The following is an 18,287-nucleotide window of genomic DNA, read 5'->3' as shown; positions in this document are numbered from 1 at the left end:
AGGGCGCTGCCCGGCGCGGAACGTCCGGCGTGTGGCGCCGCTTCAGATCCCGCGGGCATCCGCCGATTCCTCCTCGCGGGCCCTGCGCGGCTTCAGGGTCTCGAAATCGCTGCCGGAACGGCCTTCAAGCCGCCGGTGGATGGACCCGGCAATGCGCGTGGCCTGGATCTTGGCGAGGTCGGCCTTCTCCCCCGCAAAGTGCTCGTCGACGTTCGCAGCCCACAAGGTGAGCCACCGCTCGAAGTGTTCCTGCTGCAACGGAAAACGGGCGTTAAGCACCAGATGCATCTGCAGGGCGTTACGCCGATAGAGGCCGGCGCTGAACAGCACGGTCTCCCAGAAGTCGCACATGATCGGCAGATGACGGACGAGATCCATCTTGGCTATATGGGTGAAAATAGGCCCGATCAGCGGGTCGGCAAAGGCGCGTCGGTAGAACTCTTCTACCAGCAGGGCGACATCGGACCGGTCCTTCAGGTCTCCGTTCATGGAACCAGTGTAATCGAATAAAAATGATGGTGTTACTTTTAAAGCACATTCGAGACCACGGAGGATGAATGATGACTGCGGGAAACCACACTCTGATCGCCGCTAACGCCGAAGCTCTGCTGGCTGCACTTCCGGTCGACGCCGGGGCGGTAAGATCCACTCGAGTCTTCAAAGGGGCGGGAGCCGGCGTTGTCCGCCTCACCATCGACGAGGGCGCGGTGATGAGAGAGCACACCGCCACCGCGCCGATCCTTCTGCAGGTGCTGAGCGGCCATGCAGCCCTCGACGTCGGCGGCGAACGGGTTGATCTGCCCACCGGCGCAATCATCCACCTCGATGCGGGCCAGCCGCATTCGGTCGAAGCGTTAACGCCCGCGCACCTGATGCTCACCATCTGCGAACGTGCACCAGCCACCACCCGCGCGCACAGGCTGGACAGCCCCGCGACAGTCGACGCTCCCGCTGCCGCCTCGACGCCGGAGCCGGCACGACGGTCGAACGTGGTGCTGGCCTCCACCCGACCGGATTCGGATGCCGTCGAACGCGTAATCGCAAGGCACGCAGAGCTCACGGGGAGCGCTGCCACTTACACAACGCAACTCCTCGACGCGGCAGCTGCCGGCGACGAGGAGCGGATGCGGCAGGCATTTGCAACGCTGCTTGGCTGGTCCCGCGACACGCTGGGCGCACTGCTCGAGGCAGAACAGGAGGTAATCGATCCGGCCCTAAGCCGGATCGATGCCGACCTCGCCCACCGGCTCCGCACAGAACGCGAACTCGTCACCGGTATCATCTGGCGCCTGGCCAACCTCCGCGGTCATGTTGAAGTTGCCAGCGTGGCCGTGGAGCTGCGTATGCACCTCGGCCAGCACCTAAGGTTCTTCGCGGACCACGCCCTCCCGGTCCTGGCCCGGACAGGCGGACTGTCCCTCGGTTCGCTCTGGTCGGACATCGAATCGCTAATGGTCGACGACGGCGCCCCGGCTTCCAAGGGCGCCACACATTGCGAATGCGGCATCGTCGACGAACCCGCATACGTGGAACTGGATGTCCGGAACGTCCCGCACGCGATCCGGCACGCCACCGTCTTTGGTGCCCTCGACGGGGTCGGCGCCGGCGAGGGACTGATTCTGGTCGCACCCCACGATCCCCTCCCGCTCCTGGCCCAGGTAGAGGAGCGGACCCCGGGACGCTTTACTGTCAGCTACCTCGACCGTGGTCCGGAAGCTTGGCGGCTCCAATTCTCGGCCGCGTCGCTGACATGAACGGGGTCCCCGAACGAGTCGGTTACGCAGCCGGCGTTGGCTTCATCGTTCTCGGCGGCCTTGTCGCCGCCGTCGCCGGCCCCTTGCACTTCGACCGCGGCAGCTGGCTTGCCGCCTATCTGGTGCTCGTCTGTGGCGTGGCCCAATGTGCCATCAGCAACCAGCGCCTGACCCTCGGCGCCGCACCGCTCCGACCGGCACAGCAGTGGATGCTGTTCGGGTCCTGGAACATCGGCAACGCCCTGGTCGTCGCCGGCGCACTCGCTGCCATCCCAGTCATCACCGATGCCGGCGGCCTCCTGCTGGTGGCCGGGCTGGTGCTCGCCGGCGCCGGAACACGCCACGCCCAACGGCCAATCGCGGTCGCACTCCTTCGGGCCTTCTACCTTGTATTGGCCGTCAGTATCCCCGTCGGCCTGGTTCTGAGCCATCTGCGCGCCGGACATACCTGAGAACTTCTCCCAAGGACGAGAATGCGGTCCGACATAGTCTGGATCATTTTGCACAACTGATAAAGGAGATTGGCTACTAAACCTACGCACATTTCGCCGGGCAGGTAACTTTCGTTGCATTTCAGTATCCGGTGAACTCCTCCGTGCGGATGTCGTCGTCGTCCACGCCCGCACCGGTGAGGAGGCTGCGCATGGCTTTGACCAGGCCGGCCGGGCCGCAAAGGTAGTAGATCAGAGTGCGCAGATCCCCGACGTATTTGGTGATCTTGTCCTGATCGAAGAACCCGGTTTCTCCGTCCCAGGGCTGGTGCGAATTTTCGGGTTCGGTCATGGTGGCAATGAAGGTAACGTTGGCTTTGGACCCGTCCAGGCGTTTCAGCTCGTCCACGAAGGCGGCGTCCTCGGGCCGCTTATTGGAGGAGAACGCAAAGATCGCTTGCCCTGTTTGGTCGGCCCCGGGGAGCGAGCTAGTCGTTGTTGTCGCTGGGACCGTTTCCGTTCGAGCCCTGCTGGCTGCCGCCCTGGCTGTTCTGGGCGGCGGGAGCTTTTCGGGGCCACCGCAGCGGGCGTCACCGGTGCTGGTAAATACCGCACCGACGGAACCCGTTCCTTCCTGGGATCCCGTTCTTTCCAGCGACCTTCCACGCGAACCGGAGAAGGGCTACCCTGAAAAAACCGCATACCCGCAGAGTGTGAACGGGGTCGGGCCAGACGGCGCCGGCCGTCAAGCATCCGATCATGGGGGTTGGCCATGACAGTCAGTTATAGCGCTACTGAAACCGGCGTGCGGCCGGTGGGGGTCGTGCCGGGTTCAAAAGGGCGCATCGTCGTCAACTGGATTACCTCCACGGACCACAAGACCATCGGGTATATGTACCTGATCACCTCGTTCACTTTTTTCTGTCTGGGTGGGGTGATGGCGTTGCTGATGCGCGCCGAACTCTTCGAGCCGGGAATGCAGATCCTGCAGACCAAGGAACAGTACAACCAGCTGTTCACCATGCACGGCACGATCATGCTGCTGATGTTTGCTACGCCGCTCTTCGCCGGCTTTGCCAATGTCATCATGCCCCTACAGATCGGAGCCCCGGACGTGGCCTTTCCGCGTCTGAATGCCTTGGCGTTCTGGTTTTTCCTGTTCGGCAGCACGATCGCCGTCTCTGGTTATATCACTCCGCAGGGCGCCGCCTCTTTTGGGTGGACGGCCTACTCCCCGCTGTCTGACACGACATATTCTCCCGGCATCGGTGGTGACCTGTGGGTTTTCGGTTTGGCGCTGTCCGGGTTCGGAACCATTCTCGGTTCGGTCAACTTCATCACCACGATTATCTGTATGCGTGCTCCGGGCATGACGATGTGGCGTATGCCGATCTTCACCTGGAACACCTTGATCACCGCGATAATGGTCCTGATGGCATTCCCACCGCTCGCCGCGGCCCTGCTGGCCCTCGGTGCGGACCGCCGCTTCGGCGCCCATATCTTCGACGCTTCCAACGGGGGTCCTATTCTGTGGCAGCACCTGTTCTGGTTCTTCGGCCACCCGGAGGTTTACATCATCGCGCTGCCGTTCTTCGGCATCGTTACGGAAATCTTCCCGGTCTTCAGCCGCAAACCTATATTTGCTTACAAGGGCCTGGTCTATGCGACAATCGCCATTGCATCCCTGTCTGTGACGGTGTGGGCCCACCACATGTACGCCACAGGCTCGGTCCTGCTACCGTTTTTCTCCTTCATGTCCATGCTGATCGCCGTGCCAACTGGGGTGAAGTTCTTCAACTGGATTGGGACCATGTGGGGTGGTTCGCTCACCTTCGAAACACCCATGCTTTGGAGCATTGGTTTCCTGGCGACCTTCCTCTTCGGGGGTCTGACCGGCATCATTCTGGCCTCACCGCCCCTGGACTTCCATGTCACCGACACCTACTTCGTCGTCGCCCATTTCCACTACGTCGTCTTCGGTACAGTCGTCTTTGCGATGTTCGCCGGATTCTACTTCTGGTGGCCGAAGTGGACCGGTAGGATGCTCAACGAGCGGCTCGGCCAGATCCACTTCTGGATGCTCTTCCTGGGCTTCCATGCCACATTCCTGATCCAGCACTGGCTGGGAGTCAGCGGCATGCCCCGCCGCTACGCGGACTACCTGCCCCAGGACAACTTCCAATGGATGAACCAGTTCTCCACTATCGGATCCTTTCTCCTGGGCGCGTCCATGATCCCGTTCTTCTGGAACGTCTACATCACCTGGCGCAGCGGCACAAGGGTCGAAGTCGATGACCCGTGGGGCTTCGGCGGATCCCTGGAGTGGGCCACGTCCTGCCCGCCACCACGGCACAACTTCACCTCCCTGCCGCGCATCCGCTCGGAACGCCCGGCCCTGGACCTGCACCATCCGGAACTCCGGATCCGCTCGCACGAGACGGTCCACTCGGCCGCAGCGGACGTTCTAGGCGCTGCGGCCATCGGACAAAAAGATGTCCGAGACCCGGATCCCGGCCGATGACGCAAGGACGCCAGGAGCCTGGATCCGCATGGTAAGGCGTCTTGTCGGTTCCCCGGCTGCGGGGACATGAGCCTGGAAATCCTCAGCGACAAGGAAGGGTTCTGGCGGTGCAGGACCGTTTTCCACTGCAGCGGGGCCCGACCCGCGGCATCAAGGTCGTGCAGCGATCAGGGAAGTCAGCCAGGCAGACCTGGCCAGCCAGACTTTCCGACGAAGAAGCACTCATTCCATAGGGCGATGGCCGTCCGCTCCGATCAGCTGTCGTCTCGCTCGGAGTCTTGCCGTTGCGACGCAGGCGCAAGTATTCCTCGCGCAGCCAGCGGTAGCCGACCTCTTTATCGATGCCAGCATGTCGGGCGGACGGTTTGAGACCATGCCCGTGCTTTACCGAGGCAAGAAACCGGATGCCTGCTGCTGACGAGGAGCTGAGATACATGTCGAACCACCTTGAAAGAAGGTGTTGCTTCGATCAACAGAATCCCGCGGAGGCTATACGCTACATTCAAGTCCATGGTCGGACTCCTGATCGGATACGCCCGCGTATCCACGAACGACCAATACCTCACCGCCCAGAAGAACGCCCTAGTTTCCCTTGGGCCTTGAGGTGACCCCGGGGAAGACGTTCACACATCAGGGCCTCACCGGCGCCAGCCGAGCCCGGACGGGACTTAGGGAAGCGCTGGCCGCCTGCCTGGCCGGGGACACCCTGGTCGTGACCAAACCCGACCGTCTGGCCCGGTCGCTGCGCGATGCAAAGGACATCGTTGACTAACTCACCCGCTGCGAGGTCAAGCTGAGCTCGGCGAGTCCGTCCACGACCCGACCGATCCCTTAGGCCGGCTCCTCTTTAACGTCCTGGCCATGGTCACGGAACTCGAAGCCGACCTGATCCGCGCCCGAACCAGGAAGGGCATGGCGGTCGCCCAGGCGAAGGGCCGCCTGAGGGGGAAGCAACTCAAGCACTCGGAAAAACAGGAAACACACCTGGTCTCCGTTCACCGTGCAGGGAAGCACACGACCGTGGAACTTGTCGAACTCTTCCCGGTAACGCGTTCAACCGTTTACCGAGCCATCAAGTGCGCAGGCGACCCCGCCTGACCGCTCAGCGTGAATTTTCGTCGAACCCCCAGCGAAGCGTCAACGCTCCAGCCGCAAGCGTTCTGTGCAGACGACTTCGATGCAAAACGCCAGGTTGTGCACGCGGGTTCGAACAACCAAGTGTTCAGAGCCGGCTGCACAACCCCGTACTTTTGCGGATGCCCATGCAGATGACTTCGGAAAATTACTCTCAGGCCAGCACCTTGACGCGTTCTTCGACGACTGGCTGCGCGAGGGCGACCGCCCGGCGATGCCGTAGAAATCCTTGGCGTGCGGCACAGAGAAGATCAGCCCGGCATCCGACCCGGCTCCACTGCGGCCTCCCAGGTGGGCCCGGATCCCAAGACCTTTGGCCCTGTTGAGTTCAGCTGATCCTCCGTTGAATGGATGAATCCGTCCTAAGGAGCTGGCATGGTGGAGCGAGCAGGCGCAGTGATCATTGGACGAGGACTGGGAGGCCTCGCCGCAGGAGTCCCCCATGCGCTCTTCCGGGCCCTGTTCCGTAATTTTCCACGATGAGGGGAAGATTTCGTGGCACGCATCTTGATCACCGGCTCCGCCGACGGGCTGGGCCTGGCCGCGGCACGTACCCTTCTCCGTGGGGGCCATGATGTCGTTCTGCACGCCCGAACGCCGCGGCGCGCCAACGACCTCGGCGCCCTGGCTGCACAGGCGGCCCGCGTCGTCGTCGGCGATCTCAGCAGCTCGGCGGAAACCCGGTCGCTGGCCGACCAGGTGAACAGCATCGGCCGGATGGACGCCATCATTCACAACGCCGGCAGGTACCTGGAGCCCGCACGGGGAACCACGCCCGAGGGGCAAGCCCGGACACTGGCCGTAAACACCTTGGCGCCGTACCTGCTCACGGCCCTGATCGGCCGGCCGGACCGCCTGATCTACCTCAGCAGCGGCCTGCACCGAAGCGGCGGCGCCTCACTGGAGGACATCGACTGGACCGAGCGGCGCTGGAACGCCGGCCGGGCGTACTCCGAGAGCAAGCTGTACATCACCGCCCTCGCCCTTGCTGTCGCGCGCCGCTGGCCTGCCGTGCTGAGCAACGCCGTCGACCCGGGCTGGGTCCCCACCAAAATGGGCGGCCCCGGCGCGCCCGACGACCTGGAACTGGGATACCTGACGCAGACATGGCTGGCCACCAGCCACGATCCCGCCGCCCTCACCAGCGGCGGGTACTGGCACCACCGGAAGCGGCACCCCCCTGCCCCTGCAGCGTTCGACCCCGGCTTCCAGGACCGGCTCCTGGATGAACTCGCTGAACTGACCGGCATCACACTGTTTCGATGATCTCCGGGAGTAAGCCATGAAGAGACTCACCACGTTGTTTGCCGCTGCGGCGATGGCGGCCGCGCTGTCCCTTACAGCGGCCCTCGGCGCCGTCGCCGCCGACGTTGACTCAGCCGCCATTGCTGCTGCCCGACCTGCCTCGACCCAGTCCGCAGAGATGCCCCTGGGAGTCCCGGGCGCGTGGACCCAGACCTTCGATGATGAGTTCAACGGAACCACCCTCGACAGGAACAAGTGGTCCCGCTCCTGGTTCGGCGGCAGCCGAGCGAACCAGGTCAAGACCGACCCCAAAAACGTCTCCGTCGGCGGCGGGCACCTATCGCTGAAACTCTCGAACTCCGGCACCGGCGCCCTCGTCTCTTCAAACCCGAAAGACTCCGCCAAGATCGGCTATGAGTTTCGGACCGGCTACGTGGAGGCCCGCATCTCCTTCCCCGGCAAGGGAAAGGTGCTCCACAACTTTCCTTCCTGGTGGACCACGGGGCAATCCTGGCCGGAAACGGGCGAGAACGATATTGCCGAGGTGATCAACGGAAATTTGACGTCCAACTACCACTCAGGCTCCGGAAGTCACCCCCAGGGAGCAATTCCGGGCTATTGGGGCGGCCAGTTCCACACCTACGGGCTGTGGCGTAAGGACAACGTTTCTGAGGTCTACGTGGACGGCGTCAAGGTGAAGTCCTTCCGCACCGACGACGGCAACGCCCCGCAATACCTCGTCCTGAATGTCGGCAAAGCCGACACCAGCACCGCGTACGGGAAAACCTCCATAGTAAAGGTCGACTACGTCAGGGCCTGGAAGTAGCAGCACGGGCCGGCAGCGGCGCTGCCGGCCGTCGTCAGCGACATCACTTCCACGGTCCCAATGGTCAGGGCGACGGCCGCTGAGAGTCCCGTTAGTACGACGTTGTACTTGGGCCTTCGGTCCGGTCTGGAGAACGCCCTGCCGTAGGCGAAACTCATGAACCACCCGTCCGAGGTGTCCAATAGACACATTCCGGCGGTGAAAAGCGTTGGCAGCATGAGAATGGCGTACCAGGGAAGCGCCGTTGTCGCCGCGCCCACCGCCACGACAAGCAGGGTCACCTCCGTGGCGGTGTCGAAGCCCAGGCCGAAAAGCATCCCCACTACGTACATCTGCCAGGGCCGCGTGATGCTCTGCATGACCGGCCGAAGGATTCGGACCATCACGCCGGTGGGGGAACCGCCCGCAGGATCCGCTGCGTGTCCGTCGCGGACCCCGCGTGGTTCCGTCACGGCGCGGAGAAGGACGACCACGCTCAGTGCCGCCAGGATATAGAGGAAACTCCTGAGACGGCCGTGCCAACGAATCCCAGGGCTTCGCGCTCATGCCCAGCAGATACGCGCCCGCCCCGATCCCCACGCCGAAGACCTGCTTGGAGCTGATGTGCAGGTTCTGCGGAACAACGCTGAACACCAGCACGCCCCAGCCCACCGCATGCAGCCCGATGACGGTACCGCCCATGGCGGCGACGGGAGACCCCGGCTTCCGGGGTGCGATGGCGCTGCCGCCTCAGCCACGCGGTTTCCTTCTGGACCTGGCGATCACTTTGCCATGACAACGGGCTGTCCAACGATGACGCCGTCGAAGTCATGTCCGCGCTGATCCCACTGCGGCAGCCACCACCCCGGCGGCAACGGGCGCAGCCACGCCGGAGAACGCGGAGGTTGGCGGCCGGTAGACGGCGCCGGTTCACGCGCGGGCAGCCGCCGGGTCCGCCGGCACCCCTGAACTATACCCACACTTGGGCTCTTGCTCTCCGGGGCCGCTTCGCGTATGAGAGAACCATGGGTTCGCAACAAGACGTCCTCCGCGGACGCGTGGCAGTGGTGACTGGCTCAACGCGCGGTCTGGGGTTTGCCATGGCCCGACTGCTGGGGCATCAGGGCGCGGCGGTGGTGCTGGCGTCGAGGTCGGACGTCGACGTCGCGGCCGCCGTCGAGCGGCTGCATGCGGAAGGGATCGAGGTGTCCGGACGTCGCTGCGACACCGGTGAACTGGCCGATGTCGAGGCCCTGCGCGACGAGGCCCTGAGCCGCGGCACGCTCGACATCTGGGTCAACAACGCCGGGACCTCCGGTGTCTTCGGGCCCACGGCGTCCACGCCGGTCGACGACTTCACGCGGGTGGTGCGCACGAACATCCTCGGCACGTTCCACGGGTCGAGGGTTGCGCTGCCGGTGTTCCTCGGCCAAGGCCACGGGGACCTCGTCAACGTCTACGGCCAGGGCGACCACGGGCCGGTGGCGCTGCAGAACGCGTATGCGTCGAGCAAGCGCTGGGTCCGCCAGTTCACCGAGACGTTGCGGCTGGAGACCAAAGGCACCGGCGTCCGGGTGCACGGGATGAACCCGGGCCTGGTGGTGACGGACATGCTGGGGCACGTCACGTCCCAACGCGGGTACGAGCACCGACTGGGCGGACTGCAGGTCGTCGTCGGATTATGGGGGCAGACCCCTGACGACGCCGCCCGCCCCCTCGTTGACCTCGTCACCTCCGACGCCGCCGAGTTCAAGTTTCTGAGCAAGACCACTTTGGTGACCCGCGGGGTGCGCAACGTGCTGGCCGGTCGCCTCCGCCGCGCCAACCGCATGCCCCTGGACGTCACTGTCATGGACTCCGACGATCCCGACCGCCAGGACTGACCGCGTGGCGGCTTCCTTCCGTCACTGCTTGGGCAGCGTTCCGATTTTGGCGCCACCCCTCTCGTAAACGACCAGCACACTCCCATCCACTTTGGCGGTGTCCGCATGCGATAGCCACGTATCGACATCGCTGCACGCCATGGACGTGGATGCGATGGGGCCGAAGCCGAAGACATCGCCCGAAATCGATCCCTTGCCCGTCAAACGATTGCAGCCGTCTGTTCCTTGGAAGGAACCGTCATCGGTGATCGTGAGATTGGGCTGACCACTGCCGGTCTGCCCCCAACCGCCCGCGAAGGATGTTACTGCCGGACCAGAGCACCCCGTGAGTGTCGCTATCCCAACGCCAGCAACCAGCGTGGCAACAACCAGAAGACCGCTTCGACGCAATCGACTCATGCCGCCATGCTAGCCCGCGGGGCCTCCGATGCGAAGCATTAGTTGACGTCCTCATCACCCACGATGCCCCGGCCGGGGTGACGCACCCGGACGGGTGCGCATCGCGCGTCGACGTGCTCGGCGCTGACCGGGTCTAAGCTGGTTCTGCCAGCTGCGCCCGCACTGCCGTGGCGCTTCGGACCTCCGAGAGTGAGACGCGCATGAGCAGTTCCGACACAGTCTTGGCCGCCCTGGATTCCGAACTCGGCTGGATCCGCGAAACGTACACCGACTTGCACCGGCACCCCGAGTTGAGCCTCGAAGAGCACCGGACGTCAAAGACCGTCGAGGGCAAGCTCGCCGCGTTCGGCTATTCGGTGAGCCGCCTTGGAGGCACCGGCGTCGTCGGTGTGCTCGAAAACGGAGATGGCCCCACTGTCCTCGCCCGCGCCGACATGGACGCGCTTCCCGTTACGGAAGCTACGGGGTTGCCCTACGCGTCGACGGTGAACGGGGTCATGCACGCCTGCGGGCACGACCTGCACGTCAGTGCGCTGCTCGGCGCCGCCAAGCTGATGGCGGACGGACGCGGCGCCTGGACCGGAACGTACATCGCGCTGTTCCAGCCGGCCGAGGAGATCGGTGCCGGGTCCCAGGCAATGATCGACGACGGCCTCGTCACCAAAGTGCCGCATCCCGACGTCGCCCTCGCCCAGCACGTGATGCCGCTGCCGGCGGGGACGGTCGCCACGACGGAAGGACCGGTCCTCTCGGCTGGGGATTCACTCAAAATCACTGTGTATGGGAAGGGCGCGCACGGCTCAATGCCACACATGTCCGTGGACCCGGTGGTGTTGGCGGCCTCGATCGTGCTCCGGCTGCAGTCAATCGTGGCCCGGGAGGTAAAACCGGGCGAGTTCGCCGTCGTCACCGTTGGCGCGCTGCACGCGGGGACGACGTCGAACATCATTCCGGACCGTGCCACCCTGCTGTTGAACATCCGCACCTATGACAACCAGGTCCGGGCCAGCGTGCTCGCCGCGATCGAGCGGATCGTCAGGGGCGAGTGCTCCGCCGCCGGTGCTCCCCGCGACCCTGATTTCGAGTACTACAACCAGTTCCCGCTCACCAGCAACGACGCGGCCGTGACGGCGCGGGTGCGGACCGCGTTCACCGCCCACTTCGGTCCGGACGCGGTGCACCAGGCGGAGCGGCAGACGGCTTCCGAGGACTTCAGCCGCATTCCGGAAGCCTTCGGCGTGCCTTACACCTTTTGGCTCATCGGCGGAGCCGACGCCGAGGCGTACCGGGCAGCGGCTGGCGGTGGAACGCTGGCACAGGACATTCCGGCGAACCACTCCCCCCTATTCGCCCCCGTGATGGACCCGAGCCTGTCCGTGGGTGTTCAAGCCCACGTACTTGCCGCGCTGTCGTACCTGGCTGACAGGTAGGGCACTGTCCGGCGGGGCCTTGTCATCGCGCCGAGGGTGCCCTCCCGAGCCCTTCACCCGCTGGCCCTTCGGTGCCGTTCCGGCGTATTCTGATCACACATTTTGAGCGCGATAGCTGGTTAAACATGGCGCCGAAGAAACGAGTCGGATCTCGTCTGGCCGCGGCCCTTTGGAGGGTCCTCGGATTCTTAACACTGAGCGTGATCTGCGGCGTTCTGGTCGCCAGCCTCGCGGCCCCTGGGGTCGCTGCCGCCGGCGTTGCCGTCAGCAGGTCAATCATCTTCTTCAACAACCTCCCCGCTGAGCTGGTGGTTGATCCGCCGTCGCAGTCAACCAAGGTGCTGAGCGCGGACGGGAAGCCGATCGCCACCTTCTTCGCGGAGAACCGCGTGAAGATCCCGCTGGACCAGATGTCCCCCTACATCAGGGACGCGATTGTCGCCATCGAGGACAGCCGTTTCTACAAGCACGCCGGTGTCGACCCGCTGGGGATTCTCCGGGCGCTCACCGCCAACCTGACCGGCGGCAGCAGACAAGGCGCATCCACGCTGACCCAGCAGTACGTAACGAACGTGGTCAATGAGTCCCTGGTGTCGGCGGACAGGGGCGATCAGGTGGTCCTCAGCGGGCAGAAAAGCATCGGCGACAAAGTGCGGGAGATGAAGCTCGCCCTCGAGCTGGAAAAGAAGTACTCCAAGGACCAGATCCTGGAGGGCTATCTCAATATCGTGTTCTTCAACCGGGACGCGTATGGCATTGAGGCCGCAGCCCGGCATTTCTTCAGTACCTCCGCAAAGGACCTCACCCTGCCGCAGGCCGCACTGCTCGCCGGTCTGGTCAACAGCCCCAGCTTTTACGATCCCACCGCCCATCCGGAAAACTCCATCAAGCGACGTGACCAGGTCCTGGACAAAATGCTCAGCGAGGGGAAGATCCTCCAAGCCGATCATGACGCCGCCGTCGCCAGCGGTGTCGATCTGAAGATCACGCCCGCAAAGCAGGGGTGCTCTGCGGCTGACATGGCACCGTACTTTTGCGACTACGTTTCGCATCTGATCCTCAACAACCCGGCGTACGGCGTCGACGCCCCTGATCGCGAGAAAAAGCTGTACCGCGGGGGCCTGACCATCACCACCACGCTGGACAGCCGGCTGCAGGCGGCCGCGCAGGCGCAGGTCGACGCCACCGCCGGGGCCAACCCGGACAAGTGGGGCGCCTCGCTGGTCTCTATCGGGCCGGGCACGGGGAAGATCCTGGCGATGGCGCAAAACACCGTGTTTCTTCCCGAACCCGGGAAGTTCGACACCCAGCTGAACTTCAATGTGGACGCCAAGGACGCCAGTGGCAACGATCTGAACGGCGCCGGCGGCTTCCAGCCGGGGTCCACGATGAAGCCGTTCACCTTCGCGGAATGGCTCAACGAAGGCAAGTCCATGGTCGCCGAGGTGGACGCCGGCCGGCGGACTTATCCCCTGGACTTCCCATGGAAGTCCAGCTGTGGAAAGGTCCTGGGAGCCTACGACACGGCCCAAAAGTCCCTCGGCGCCACGGACGATCTCCAGAACAACGACGAGGGCTACTACCGCAAGATGCCCGTCAATTACGGGCTCTACAACTCCATCAACACGGCGACCTTCGCTGAGGCCGCAGAACTGGACTTCTGCGGCATCCAGAGAATGGTGGATGCCGTGGGCCTTCACAGCGGCGTGGACAACGCCCCGGTGAACATGCACCAGCTGGGCAACCTGCTGGGCGCCATTGGTGTGGCGCCGCTCCACCTGGCCAATGCATTTGCGACGTTCGCCGCTGAGGGCAAGTATTGTGCCCCAATCGCCATCGCGGACGTGACCGACGCGTCAGGACGGAAGCTTCCGGCCGAGACCAGCGACTGCCGCAGCGCGGTCAAGCCCGAGGTGGCCCGCGGCGTGAACTCTGTGCTTCAGGACGTGCTGAAAAAGGGGTCCGGAATCTACATCGAACCCAAGGTCCAGAATCAGGTCCCGGCCGCAGCCAAGACCGGCACTTCCAACACCAACGGCGCCACCTGGGTGGTCGGCTACACCAGCGGCCTTGCTACCGCGTCCTTCTTCGGGGACACGCTGGAAGGCCAGAAACGGCCGGGCCAGAACGTCACCATCAACGGCAAGTTCTACAAGAACATTGACGGCTACATGCTCGCCGGCCCGCAGTGGGCGAACTACATGCTCGAGGTCGCCGGGCTCTACCCGGCCGCGCCATTCGCTCCACCGCCCGAGTCCATGACCAAGCCTGCACCGCCGGCTCCGTGAGGTGCGGCGCCGCGGGGAGTCGCCGGGCGGACTCAGTAGGTGTAGAAGCCTTCGCCCGTGGAGATGCCGAGTTTGCCCTTGTCGATGTAGTTGTCCTTCAGGTACTTGGCGAACGCCTGCGACCCGGCGTCCGGGGAGGACGCGGCGATGTTGTACGCGGTTCCCAGTCCAACGACGTCGTAGATCTGGAACGGTCCGCTCGGCGCTCCGGTGGCAATGCGCCAGGTTTTGTCGATCGTTTCCGGGCTGGCTATGCCCTGCAGCAGCAGGCCGGCGGCCGCGTTCAGGAGAGGGACCAGAAGCGAGTTCAGGACGTAGCCGGCTTTCTCCTTTTTGATCTCGATCGGCTCCAGCCCGCTGTTCCGGGCGAAGTCGACGACGGCGTCGAACACCGCCGGATCGGTTTCGGCGGTCCCCATCACCTCGGCGATGTTTTGCACCCAGATGTTGTTGGCGTAATGGATGGCCAGGAAGTGGTCGGGGCGGCCGGTGAAATCTTTGAGGTCGCTGGGCAGCAGCGTTGAGGAGTTCGTGGCGAAGATGGTCTTCGCGGGGGCGAGATCCGCTATCTTGCGGTAAAGGTCCCGCTTAAGCTCGATCCGTTCGGGAACTGCCTCGATCACGAGGTCTGCGTTGGCGACGGCGGTCCCGAGGTCAGCGGTGAGGCGGAGGTTGGCAAGGGCTGCCTCGGCTTGGCCCTCCTCGACGCCGGCAACCTTCTGCGCCCGATAGATGCCGGCGAGGTGCGCGAAGCGGGCCCGGGCCTTTTCGAGGGCTTCGTCGTCGAGGTCATAGGCCGTAACGGCGAATCCGTGGAAGGCGGCCTGGTAGGCGATCTGCGATCCGAGCACTCCGGTACCGAGCACGGTCAGCGTCTTGATTTCGGGCATTCGAGGTGTTCCTTTTGACGTGGGGGTTACGGGCGGCCGGGGTTGACGGAACCGTAGATACTGCGGATCCAGATGGTTGATAACACGGCCAACGCGCGGGACTCCGCGATGGCGGGACTCTCCTGGTTGAGGACCGCGGTGATGACCCGCTCGTTCATCAGGTTGAGGCTGACTGCGAGGTCGTGGGCGTCGATGCCGCCGGGCGCGGCTCCTCTAGCTTGCTCAGACTGGATAACCTCGGTCGAGAAGTCGGCCCAGGACTGCATCGACTTGGACCAGAGGGCCCGCACCTCATCATTGCGGGCTTTCGCCGCGATCGCCGCGGTGGCGACGCCCCGGTGGGACGTGAACACCTCGACGAACATGGCTATAGAACGAGTCCACGCTCCGGCGGGATCGCTTTCGAAATCCCGCGGCAGCTCGCCCACCCGGTGTTCCACCTCGGTGATGACACGGTCCAGAAGGGCCAGCAGCACCTCGTCTTTGGACGAGAAGTAGAAGTAGAAGGTGGGGCGCGAGATCCCGGCGCCACGGGCCAGATCCTCGATCGAGATGTCGTCGAAGGCGCGCCCGCCGAGGAGCGCCTCGGCTGTGACCAGGATTGCGTCCTGGCGCTCATCCCCCGAGACCTTTGCGGTACGTCTTCCTCGTTGAACCATGCGCCCATCCTATCCCGCGTTTTCAACACCGTGTTGACTCTGTCAACTTTAAGTCGATAGTTTGGCTTCATGAGAGAACACGTGGATGTGTTAGTTGTCGGAGCCGGGCTGAGCGGCATAGGTTTCGCGAGCCGGTTGAAACGCGACGTACCCGGAAAGACCTTCACGATTCTTGAGTCGCGCGGTGCGGTGGGAGGCACCTGGGATCTTTTCAGATACCCGGGCATCCGCTCCGACAGCGACATGTACACGCTCGGCTACTCCTTCAGGCCCTGGGCCGGCGCCAAGGCCATCGCCGATGGCGATTCGATCCGCGACTACATCGAGGCGACGGTGGCGGATGAGGGCCTCGCATCCCGGATCCGGCTGAACCACCGGGTGGTCTCGGCCGAGTGGTCCAGCGAAACCGCGCTGTGGACGGTCATGGCCGTCCGCACGTCCGGCGGCGAATACCGGCACGACGGTCCGGCGTCGAGCACTGAAACGGTCACGTTCACCTGCTCGTTCCTGTCGGTCTGCTCGGGCTATTACCGCTATGACGAAGGCTTTAGTCCGGCCATCGAGGGCGCCGATACCTTCGCCGGATCGATCGTGCACCCGCAGCACTGGCCCGCTGATCTCGAGTACGACGGCAAGCAGGTGGTGATCATTGGCAGCGGCGCCACCGCGGTGACGCTCGTGCCGTCGATGGCGAAGTCGGCCGCCAAGGTCACCATGCTGCAGCGCTCCCCCACCTACATCGCCCCCGTGCCGTCCCGGGACCACCTGGCCGACCGGCTCCGGGGCAAGCTGCCCGCGCAACTGGCCTACGACGTCGTACGGGCCAAGAACATTCTCTTTTCCATGCTGACGTACCAGCTCAGCCGGCGCCGGCCGGAGACGATGAAGGCAATCCTCCGCAAGTCAGCCCTCGCCAAGCTGCCGGCGGGCTTTGCGGTGGACACGCACCTGGCCCCGTCCTATGAGCCATGGGACCAGCGGCTCTGCGCGATCCCCAACGGCGACCTCTACCGCGCCATCAGCGCAGGCACTGCCGACATCGTGACCGACACGATCTCGCGGATCACCCCGGACGGCATTGACCTGGTTTCGGGGGGATCGATCCCGGCCGACGTGATTGTCACGGCGACAGGACTGAACCTGCTCGTCATTGGCGGCATCACCCTCACCGTCGACGGCGAGCGCGTGGACGTGGGCAACACCCTGACCTACAAGGGCATGATGCTCGACGGCGTTCCCAATTTCGCGCTCACCGTCGGTTACACCAACGCCTCCTGGACACTAAAAGCGGATCTGGTCGCAGGCTATATCTGCAGGCTGCTGACGTACCTCGACCGCCGGAACCTGCAATGGGTTGCGCCCAAGGCGCCCGCCGACGTCGCAAACGCTGAGCTGACGTCCCTGATCGACCTGATGGCCGGTTACATTCTTCGCGACGCCGCAGATCTTCCCCGGCAGGGCACCGGCTCGCCATGGCGTCTGCACCAGAACTATGTGCGCGACTTCGCCCTGCTCAGGGCCGGCAGACTGACGGACCATGTTCGTTTCGGCCGGCGCGGGCAACAGGTGGCTGCGCCGGGACGGAGAACCCCGGCGCCCCAGGATCCCCTCATGCTCCCCGGAACTGGATACATCACCGCCGCGGGCACCCGCTTGCGCTATCGGAAGACCGGTGCAGGGGACCCGGTGCTTCTGCTGCACGGCATCGGCCAGAGCCTCGATGACTGGAGCGAACAGCACCAGCGGCTCGCGGCACGCCACACCGTGTACAGCGTGGACCTGCCCGGCTTCGCCTACTCCGAGGGGGTCCCCGGGCCGGCGACGCTGGCGAGGCTCGCCGGCGCCCTGCCCGCCTTCCTCGACGCCCTCGGGGTGCACGAGCCGCTACCCGTGATCGGCAATTCCCTCGGGGGCGCCCTCGCCATGAAGTTCGCTGCCGACCATCAGCACCGCGTCTCAGCCCTCGTTCTTGCCGACAGCGCCGGATTCGGCACAGAGGTTGCACTGGTGCTGCGCCTGCTCACGGTCCGACCGCTCGGGGAACTGCTTTTGCGTCCCGACGAGAGGGCTTCCCGCCGCACGGTCCAGTCGATCTTCTACGACAAAGCGCTGGTGACAGACGCCCGGGTTGAGCATGCTTTCGCTTTGTCGCAGCGGGCGGCGCACCGCCAGACGGTCCTCGACATCGCCCGCGACCTTGGAACCATCGCCGGCATCAGGGCCGAATGGCGGACGTCCCTCGTGGGGGCCCTGGCGCAGTTGGACATTCCGACGCTGGTGGTCTGGGGCGACCACGACCACATCCTCCCGTTCAGCCACCTCGAGTCGGCGACCGCGGCGCTGCCCCGCGCCGAGTCGCACGTCTTCTCGAAGACGGGGCACATGCCGCAGATCGAACGGCCTGATGAGTTCGCCGCGGTTGTGGAGGAGTTTCTGTCCCGAGTCATGGCGGGCCGCCACGCGGCAGGCGCACCCCTGGCATAGAGGTGTGCCCTTCGTGTCACTCCACGATGACTGGGTGGTTCAGACGTTTGAAACTTCGGTCGCCTTCGAACGGATGAACTCATGGTCCTCCTGGGACAGGACCGTCTCGCCGTGCTGCCCGCTGGCAATGTCCTCGCCCGCCGTCTTAGCGACAACTGCGGTGATGGTCCTGGGAAGGATCTGGCAGCCGGGGTTGTCAATGAGCCACTTCCGCGTGGCAGGGTCCAGACGGTCCCAATGGTCCTTAATGTGCATCTGAGGATGCCGCCTTCCTTCTCGATGTGCGGTTCGGGGTGGAACATGACGCGCTGCGAGGGGATATGGTGCCCGCCCCCAGCCCATGCGAGGGGATACGGTGCCCGCC

General features: G+C 64.5%; 16 protein-coding genes and 1 pseudogene. 10 read left to right on the top strand and 7 right to left on the bottom strand.

Features of this window, described 5'->3' with window-relative positions; all coding sequences use genetic code 11:
- Positions 1–42 precede the first annotated feature (42 nt).
- On the bottom strand, positions 43–489 hold the full coding sequence (locus tag BJQ90_RS07465; protein WP_226759662.1) for a group III truncated hemoglobin: 447 nt from the start codon (positions 487–489) through the stop codon (positions 43–45).
- Positions 490–557: 68 nt separating this feature from the next.
- On the opposite strand from BJQ90_RS07465, the gene BJQ90_RS07460 reads away from it, so the two are divergent.
- Positions 558–1,754, top strand: a complete 1,197-nt coding sequence (locus BJQ90_RS07460) for a DUF2249 domain-containing protein (protein WP_226759661.1) — start codon at positions 558–560, stop codon at positions 1,752–1,754.
- Positions 1,751–2,206 (top strand): hypothetical protein, encoded by a 456-nt coding sequence (locus tag BJQ90_RS07455; RefSeq protein WP_226759660.1) that lies wholly within the window; start codon positions 1,751–1,753, stop codon positions 2,204–2,206. The genes BJQ90_RS07460 and BJQ90_RS07455 overlap by 4 nt, the downstream gene beginning before the upstream one ends.
- 121 nt (positions 2,207–2,327) lie before the next feature.
- Here the strand turns inward: BJQ90_RS07455 and BJQ90_RS22690 are convergent, their stop codons facing one another.
- Positions 2,328–2,639 (bottom strand): ferredoxin--NADP reductase, encoded by a 312-nt coding sequence (locus BJQ90_RS22690; protein ID WP_226759681.1) that lies wholly within the window; start codon positions 2,637–2,639, stop codon positions 2,328–2,330.
- Between the two features lie 318 nt (positions 2,640–2,957).
- Between BJQ90_RS22690 and ctaD the strand changes: the two genes are divergently transcribed.
- From ctaD to BJQ90_RS07425, 4 genes and pseudogenes are all read left to right on the top strand, one after another.
- Positions 2,958–4,706 carry a cytochrome c oxidase subunit I gene (gene ctaD / locus BJQ90_RS07445; RefSeq protein WP_226759659.1) on the top strand — a complete coding sequence of 583 codons (1,749 nt, stop codon included), beginning with the start codon at positions 2,958–2,960 and terminating at the stop codon, positions 4,704–4,706.
- Positions 4,707–5,216: 510 nt separating this feature from the next.
- Positions 5,217–5,804 (top strand): annotated as a pseudogene (locus tag BJQ90_RS07435) (recombinase family protein).
- A 531-nt stretch (positions 5,805–6,335) separates the two neighbouring features.
- Entirely contained in the window at positions 6,336–7,106 is a 771-nt protein-coding gene (locus tag BJQ90_RS07430; protein WP_226759658.1) for an SDR family NAD(P)-dependent oxidoreductase, read from the top strand.
- Positions 7,107–7,122: 16 nt separating this feature from the next.
- Positions 7,123–7,911: a family 16 glycosylhydrolase gene (locus tag BJQ90_RS07425; protein ID WP_226759657.1), complete on the top strand. Its 789-nt coding sequence runs from the start codon at positions 7,123–7,125 to the stop codon at positions 7,909–7,911.
- Here BJQ90_RS07425 and BJQ90_RS07420 read toward each other — a convergent pair.
- Positions 7,890–8,363 carry a hypothetical protein gene (locus BJQ90_RS07420; RefSeq protein WP_319004614.1) on the bottom strand — a complete coding sequence of 158 codons (474 nt, stop codon included), beginning with the start codon at positions 8,361–8,363 and terminating at the stop codon, positions 7,890–7,892. The two genes, BJQ90_RS07425 and BJQ90_RS07420, sit on opposite strands and share 22 nt — an antisense overlap.
- Positions 8,364–8,915: 552 nt before the next feature.
- On the opposite strand from BJQ90_RS07420, the gene BJQ90_RS07415 reads away from it, so the two are divergent.
- Positions 8,916–9,773, top strand: a complete 858-nt coding sequence (locus BJQ90_RS07415) for an SDR family NAD(P)-dependent oxidoreductase (RefSeq protein ID WP_226759656.1) — start codon at positions 8,916–8,918, stop codon at positions 9,771–9,773.
- 21 nt (positions 9,774–9,794) lie between these two features.
- Here BJQ90_RS07415 and BJQ90_RS07410 read toward each other — a convergent pair whose 3' ends face one another.
- Complete coding sequence (locus BJQ90_RS07410; RefSeq protein ID WP_226759655.1) at positions 9,795–10,172, bottom strand: META domain-containing protein; 378 nt, start codon at positions 10,170–10,172, stop codon at positions 9,795–9,797.
- Between the two features lie 200 nt (positions 10,173–10,372).
- Here BJQ90_RS07410 and BJQ90_RS07405 point away from each other — a divergent pair, with 200 nt between their 5' ends.
- Together BJQ90_RS07405 and BJQ90_RS07400 are read left to right on the top strand one after the other, a co-directional pair.
- A complete protein-coding gene (locus BJQ90_RS07405) occupies positions 10,373–11,602 on the top strand; it encodes an amidohydrolase (protein ID WP_226759654.1) in 1,230 nt (409 codons plus the stop codon).
- Between the two features lie 125 nt (positions 11,603–11,727).
- A complete protein-coding gene (locus tag BJQ90_RS07400; protein ID WP_226759653.1) occupies positions 11,728–13,890 on the top strand; it encodes a transglycosylase domain-containing protein in 2,163 nt (720 codons plus the stop codon).
- A 32-nt stretch (positions 13,891–13,922) separates the two neighbouring features.
- Here BJQ90_RS07400 and BJQ90_RS07395 read toward each other — a convergent pair whose 3' ends face one another.
- Together BJQ90_RS07395 and BJQ90_RS07390 are read right to left on the bottom strand one after the other, a co-directional pair.
- Complete coding sequence (locus BJQ90_RS07395; protein WP_226759652.1) at positions 13,923–14,780, bottom strand: 3-hydroxyacyl-CoA dehydrogenase; 858 nt, start codon at positions 14,778–14,780, stop codon at positions 13,923–13,925.
- Between the two features lie 26 nt (positions 14,781–14,806).
- Complete coding sequence (locus tag BJQ90_RS07390; protein ID WP_226759651.1) at positions 14,807–15,439, bottom strand: TetR/AcrR family transcriptional regulator; 633 nt, start codon at positions 15,437–15,439, stop codon at positions 14,807–14,809.
- A gap of 69 nt (positions 15,440–15,508) precedes the next feature.
- On the opposite strand from BJQ90_RS07390, the gene BJQ90_RS07385 reads away from it, so the two are divergent.
- Positions 15,509–17,923, top strand: coding sequence for an alpha/beta fold hydrolase (locus BJQ90_RS07385; protein WP_226759650.1), 2,415 nt, complete (start codon positions 15,509–15,511; stop codon positions 17,921–17,923).
- A gap of 39 nt (positions 17,924–17,962) precedes the next feature.
- Here BJQ90_RS07385 and BJQ90_RS07380 read toward each other — a convergent pair whose 3' ends face one another.
- Positions 17,963–18,178: a hypothetical protein gene (locus BJQ90_RS07380; RefSeq protein WP_226759649.1), complete on the bottom strand. Its 216-nt coding sequence runs from the start codon at positions 18,176–18,178 to the stop codon at positions 17,963–17,965.
- Positions 18,179–18,287: the final 109 nt, after the last annotated feature.

Origin of the sequence: Arthrobacter sp. SO3, assembly GCF_020532825.1 — a bacterium.
Taxonomy (GTDB): domain Bacteria; phylum Actinomycetota; class Actinomycetes; order Actinomycetales; family Micrococcaceae; genus Arthrobacter.
Note: the sequence above shows the minus strand (reverse complement) of the source record. Positions and strands in the feature narration are given on the sequence as shown.

Bases quoted from the DNA above. Each gene is read 5' to 3' on its own strand.
- BJQ90_RS07465 (WP_226759662.1), bottom strand. From the start codon at position 489: ATGAACGGAGACCTGAAGGACCGGTCCGATGTCGCCCTGCTGGTAGAA.
- BJQ90_RS07460 (WP_226759661.1), top strand. From the start codon at position 558: ATGATGACTGCGGGAAACCACACTCTGATCGCCGCTAACGCCGAAGCT.
- BJQ90_RS07455 (WP_226759660.1), top strand. From the start codon at position 1,751: ATGAACGGGGTCCCCGAACGAGTCGGTTACGCAGCCGGCGTTGGCTTC.
- ctaD (WP_226759659.1), top strand. From the start codon at position 2,958: ATGACAGTCAGTTATAGCGCTACTGAAACCGGCGTGCGGCCGGTGGGG.
- BJQ90_RS07425 (WP_226759657.1), top strand. From the start codon at position 7,123: ATGAAGAGACTCACCACGTTGTTTGCCGCTGCGGCGATGGCGGCCGCG.
- BJQ90_RS07415 (WP_226759656.1), top strand. From the start codon at position 8,916: ATGGGTTCGCAACAAGACGTCCTCCGCGGACGCGTGGCAGTGGTGACT.
- BJQ90_RS07410 (WP_226759655.1), bottom strand. From the start codon at position 10,172: ATGAGTCGATTGCGTCGAAGCGGTCTTCTGGTTGTTGCCACGCTGGTT.
- BJQ90_RS07405 (WP_226759654.1), top strand. From the start codon at position 10,373: ATGAGCAGTTCCGACACAGTCTTGGCCGCCCTGGATTCCGAACTCGGC.
- BJQ90_RS07400 (WP_226759653.1), top strand. From the start codon at position 11,728: ATGGCGCCGAAGAAACGAGTCGGATCTCGTCTGGCCGCGGCCCTTTGG.
- BJQ90_RS07395 (WP_226759652.1), bottom strand. From the start codon at position 14,780: ATGCCCGAAATCAAGACGCTGACCGTGCTCGGTACCGGAGTGCTCGGA.
- BJQ90_RS07390 (WP_226759651.1), bottom strand. From the start codon at position 15,439: ATGGTTCAACGAGGAAGACGTACCGCAAAGGTCTCGGGGGATGAGCGC.
- BJQ90_RS07385 (WP_226759650.1), top strand. From the start codon at position 15,509: ATGAGAGAACACGTGGATGTGTTAGTTGTCGGAGCCGGGCTGAGCGGC.
- BJQ90_RS07380 (WP_226759649.1), bottom strand. From the start codon at position 18,178: ATGCACATTAAGGACCATTGGGACCGTCTGGACCCTGCCACGCGGAAG.